Source organism: Arsukibacterium sp., assembly GCF_018402695.1.
Classification (GTDB): domain Bacteria; phylum Pseudomonadota; class Gammaproteobacteria; order Enterobacterales; family Alteromonadaceae; genus Alishewanella.
The window spans coordinates 1-4,206 of record NZ_JAGYIM010000021.1 but is presented as its reverse complement, the minus strand read 5'-3'; the positions used below and the strand labels follow the sequence as shown (position 1 = coordinate 4,206).

The window sequence follows — 4,206 nt, the reverse complement described above, 5'->3', positions numbered from 1 at the left end:
GGCAGGTTTAGTGCTGCCCTGTTTGCCACTGAACGTGAAGCCTGGGCACCGAGCCGGAACCAGGCTTATTTAGGCGTACTGGTTGATGATTTAACCACACAAGGCACCAAAGAACCTTACCGGATGTTTACCAGCCGGGCTGAGTATCGCTTGATGTTGCGCGAAGATAACGCCGATGCCCGTTTAACCGCTAAAGGCCGTGAACTGGGGTTAGTTGATGATCAACGCTGGCAAGCATTTAACGAAAAAATGGAACAAATTGAGTTGGAACGGCAACGCTTACGGCAAAGTTGGATCCACCCACAACATACAGCGCTAACTGAGGTAAACCAGTTACTAAAAACACCGTTAAGTCGGGAAGCAAATTTGGAAGAATTAGTACGCCGGCCAGAAATGACGTATCAGCAACTGATGAAAATTAGTAGTTTAGGCCCGGCATTAGCTGATCCTATTGCCGCAGAACAAGTTGAAATTCAGATTAAATATGAAGGCTATATTAATCGCCAGCAAGATGAAATTGCCAAGCAACAACGTAATGAAGCTACTAAATTACCCGAAGCTTTTGATTACGCCGCGGTTAAAGGCTTGTCAAACGAAGTCATTATGAAGCTAAATCAGAGCCAGCCAGCTACCGTAGGCCAGGCATCACGGATCTCGGGTATTACCCCGGCAGCGATTTCGTTACTATTGGTATACCTGAAAAAGCAGGGTTTATTACGTAAGTCTGCGTAATAAGGTGTTATTTAGCTAAAAGGAACAGTATGCTCGAAAAACTGCGGCAGTTAGTTGCGCAAACCAACCTGCAACTGAACGACTCACAATTACAACAATGCGTTGCATATGTGCAGTTGCTTGATAAATGGAATAGCGCCTATAACCTGACGTCAGTGCGAGATCCGGCAGAAATGTTGGTTAAGCATGTGATGGATAGCCTGGTTATTGCGCCGCATTTGCAAGGCGCTCATTTCATTGATGTTGGTACTGGTCCTGGTTTACCCGGTGTACTGCTGGCCATTTATTACCCTGAAAAAAAATTCACCCTGTTAGACAGTCTGGGCAAACGGATCCGTTTTTTAAATCAGGTAAAAATGCAACTTGGCTTAGCCAACATTGAACCGCTGCAAAGTCGGGTAGAACTGCATAAACCTGCAACACTTTATGATGGCGTTATCAGCAGAGCCTTTGCCTCGGCCAGTGATATGCTGCACTGGTGTCGCCACCTACCTGCAGCCAATGGCCATTTTTATGCAATGAAAGGCGCAGCGGTGCAAGAAGAAATTGCAGCTTTGCCGGATTTTGTTAAAGTAAGCGCAGTTATACCATTGCAGGTACCAGAACTGGATGCCAGCCGGCATCTGGTTATTATGACCAGCGCTTAACCATAATGAGGGAGCCTTGTGGGTAAAATTATCGCCATTGCCAATCAGAAAGGTGGGGTAGGCAAAACTACCACTGCTGTTAATTTAGCAGCATCAATGGCGGCAACCAAGCGCAAGGTTTTGTTAATCGATCTTGACCCACAGGGCAATGCTACTATGGGCAGCGGGGTCGATAAGTACGAAGTGCATGCTACCGCTTATGAATTATTGATTGATCAAAAACCGCTGGCTGAAGTTGTCGTCAAAGAAACCAGCGGCGGTTATCATCTGATCGCAGCCAATTCTGATGTTACTGCTGCAGAAGTCAGGCTGATGGACGTATTTGCCCGCGAGCTTCGTTTACGCACTGCGTTAAAAGACTACCGAAGCAGTTATGATTTTATTTTCATCGACTGCCCTCCGTCATTGAACATGTTAACTGTGAATGCCATGGCTGCTGCCGATACCGTATTGGTACCGATGCAGTGCGAATATTTTGCCTTAGAGGGGCTGACAGCACTGGTTGATACCATTAATAAACTGGCGGCAGTAGTGAATGCTGATTTAAAAATTGAAGGCATTTTACGCACTATGTACGACCCCCGTAACAGGTTAGCTAATGATGTGTCAGAGCAATTGAAACAACACTTTGGTGACAAGGTATACCGGGCGGTGATCCCACGGAATGTCCGGTTGGCAGAAGCACCCAGTTTTGGTACGCCGGTGATGTATTATGATAAAAATTCAACGGGTGCTAAGGCTTATCTTGCATTAGCCGGTGAAATTTTGCGACGTTCAGAAAAAAAAACCAGTGGCAAAGCAACCTCTGTATAACCACGATAAGTTAAAGGATATTTTTGCGCATGGCGGTGAAAAAACGCGGTTTAGGCCGGGGCTTAGATGCATTACTGACGTCGAATAAAACGACAGAGCAAAATCACGCTAATCAGCAATCTGCAGAGCTGCAGAAATTGCCGGTCGAGTTTTTACGTCCAGGTAAATATCAACCACGCAAAGATATGTCACAGGATGCGTTAGAGGATCTGGCCAGTTCCATTCGGGCCCAGGGCGTTATTCAACCCATCGTCGTGCGGTCAGTTGGCGATAACAGTTATGAAATTGTCGCCGGTGAACGGCGCTGGCGTGCGGCGCAACTGGCAAGACTTGCCGAAGTACCTTGCCTGATTAAAAATGTGCCCGACGAAGCGGCAGTAGCGATAGCGTTAATTGAAAACATTCAGCGTGAAGATTTAAATGCAATGGAAGAAGCCGTAGCCCTCGATCGGCTATTAACTGAGTTTGAACTGACCCATCAGCAAGTGGCAGATGCTGTCGGTAAATCACGCGCTACAGTCACCAATTTATTGCGTTTAAATGCCTTGAACGATGATGTTAAAGTATTATTGGAGCATGGCGATATTGAAATGGGCCACGCTCGTGCCCTGCTGGCACTGACTGATGACAGCCAGTCCGAAACCGCCCGGCTGGTTGCCCACAAGCAGCTTACCGTGCGGGAAACAGAAAGCCTGGTCCGGCGCATTCTGGAACCGAAAGCACCCGTTGCAGCAAAACCTAAAGATCCGGATGTCGACGCACTGGAACAACGGTTAAGTGAGCGTTTTGCCGCACCGGTACAAATTATGTACAACAAGAAAGGTAAAGGTAATTTAGTAATAAATTACAGTAGCCTGGCTGAACTGGATGGTATTTTAGCCAAAATGCAATTAACTGAGCCTGATTAGGCATTTTATTTCTCAATGATATGGACAAGCAGTGGTCAAAACCGCTTTTTGTTGCAAATCGGGGGCAAATAAGTATACTTTCGCAAGTTTTTTCTACCCCTGCATGGGCTATTACAAAGAGGGGTACAGTGGCAGAAAATATCGCAAGCCAGGCCAGAAAATCTGCGTATTTTGCAGTGTTGGCCCAGGTTATCGTCGCCGGTTGTATTGCACTGGCTTTTTTTTTGCTGACTGACAGCGCTGGGGCAAAGTCCGCTTTTAAAGGTGGTTTAGCCGCTGCAGTTCCAAATTTTGTATTTGCTTTTTTTGCGTTCAGGTACAGCGGCGCAGAACAGGCACAACGGGTAGCGGCGGCGCTGATGCGCGGCCACAGCTTAAAAGTATTGTTAACTGTTATATTGTGTGCAGTGGTGTTACAACAGGAGCATTTAGTACCAGAAGCATTTATTACTGGTTTCCTGATCACCTTACTGACACAGTGGACAGCACCGTTTTTCTTTAAACATTAAACTATTGGGATGAAACATGGCTGCAGGTGAAGAGTTAACACTGTCTAGCCATATTCAGCACCACCTTACTAACGCAAAAATGTGTACTGTCGATGGCAGTGTCGCGTTTAACAAAGCGTGTAGCGAGGCTGGGTTCTGGACATGGCATGTCGATACCTTAGCGTGGTCTATTGGCCTTGGCATATTATTCTTGTGGATATTCCGCAGTGTGGCGAAAAAATCCACTGTTGGTGTACCCGGCAAGCTACAGTGCTTTGTTGAAATGGTGGTCGAGTTTGTTGCGGCCAACGTCAAAGACACCTACCACGGCAAAAGCAAATTAATCGCACCACTGGCATTAACTATTTTTGTCTGGGTGTTTTTAATGAACCTGATGGATTTAGTGCCGGTTGATTTCCTGCCTGCGTTCGCTGGTTTTGTCGGTGAAACGGCGTTTGGCATGGACTCGCACGATGTCTATATGAAAATTGTACCGACCACCGATATCAATATGACTGCTGCGCTGGCGGTTGGCGTATTTTTACTGATGATTGGCTACTCTATCCGGATTAAAGGTGTGCTGGGCTTTATTAAAGAGCTGACCTTACACCCGTTCAG

Annotated in this window: 5 protein-coding genes and 1 pseudogene; all 6 read left to right on the top strand. The window is 46.5% G+C overall.

Annotation, left to right across the window (positions count from 1 at the left end; translation table 11 throughout):
• Positions 1–732 (top strand): annotated as a pseudogene (gene gidA, locus KG631_RS14485) (tRNA uridine-5-carboxymethylaminomethyl(34) synthesis enzyme MnmG); the annotation flags it as partial.
• 29 nt (positions 733–761) lie between these two features.
• Positions 762–1,379 (top strand): 16S rRNA (guanine(527)-N(7))-methyltransferase RsmG, encoded by a 618-nt coding sequence (rsmG, locus tag KG631_RS14480; protein ID WP_214000407.1) that lies wholly within the window; start codon positions 762–764, stop codon positions 1,377–1,379.
• Between the two features lie 18 nt (positions 1,380–1,397).
• Positions 1,398–2,192 (top strand): AAA family ATPase, encoded by a 795-nt coding sequence (locus tag KG631_RS14475; RefSeq protein WP_214000406.1) that lies wholly within the window; start codon positions 1,398–1,400, stop codon positions 2,190–2,192.
• Positions 2,193–2,221: 29 nt separating this feature from the next.
• Positions 2,222–3,100, top strand: a complete 879-nt coding sequence (locus KG631_RS14470; protein WP_214000405.1) for a ParB/RepB/Spo0J family partition protein — start codon at positions 2,222–2,224, stop codon at positions 3,098–3,100.
• A gap of 128 nt (positions 3,101–3,228) precedes the next feature.
• Positions 3,229–3,609 (top strand): ATP synthase subunit I, encoded by a 381-nt coding sequence (locus KG631_RS14465; RefSeq protein WP_365869151.1) that lies wholly within the window; start codon positions 3,229–3,231, stop codon positions 3,607–3,609.
• A 16-nt stretch (positions 3,610–3,625) separates the two neighbouring features.
• Positions 3,626–4,206 (top strand): FoF1 ATP synthase subunit a (locus KG631_RS14460; protein WP_214000403.1); only part of this gene is annotated, 581 nt, incomplete at its 3' end.

Coding starts and splice junctions, on each gene's coding strand:
- KG631_RS14470 (WP_214000405.1), top strand. CDS start 2,222: ATGGCGGTGAAAAAACGCGGTTTAGGCCGGGGCTTAGATGCATTACTG.
- rsmG (WP_214000407.1), top strand. CDS start 762: ATGCTCGAAAAACTGCGGCAGTTAGTTGCGCAAACCAACCTGCAACTG.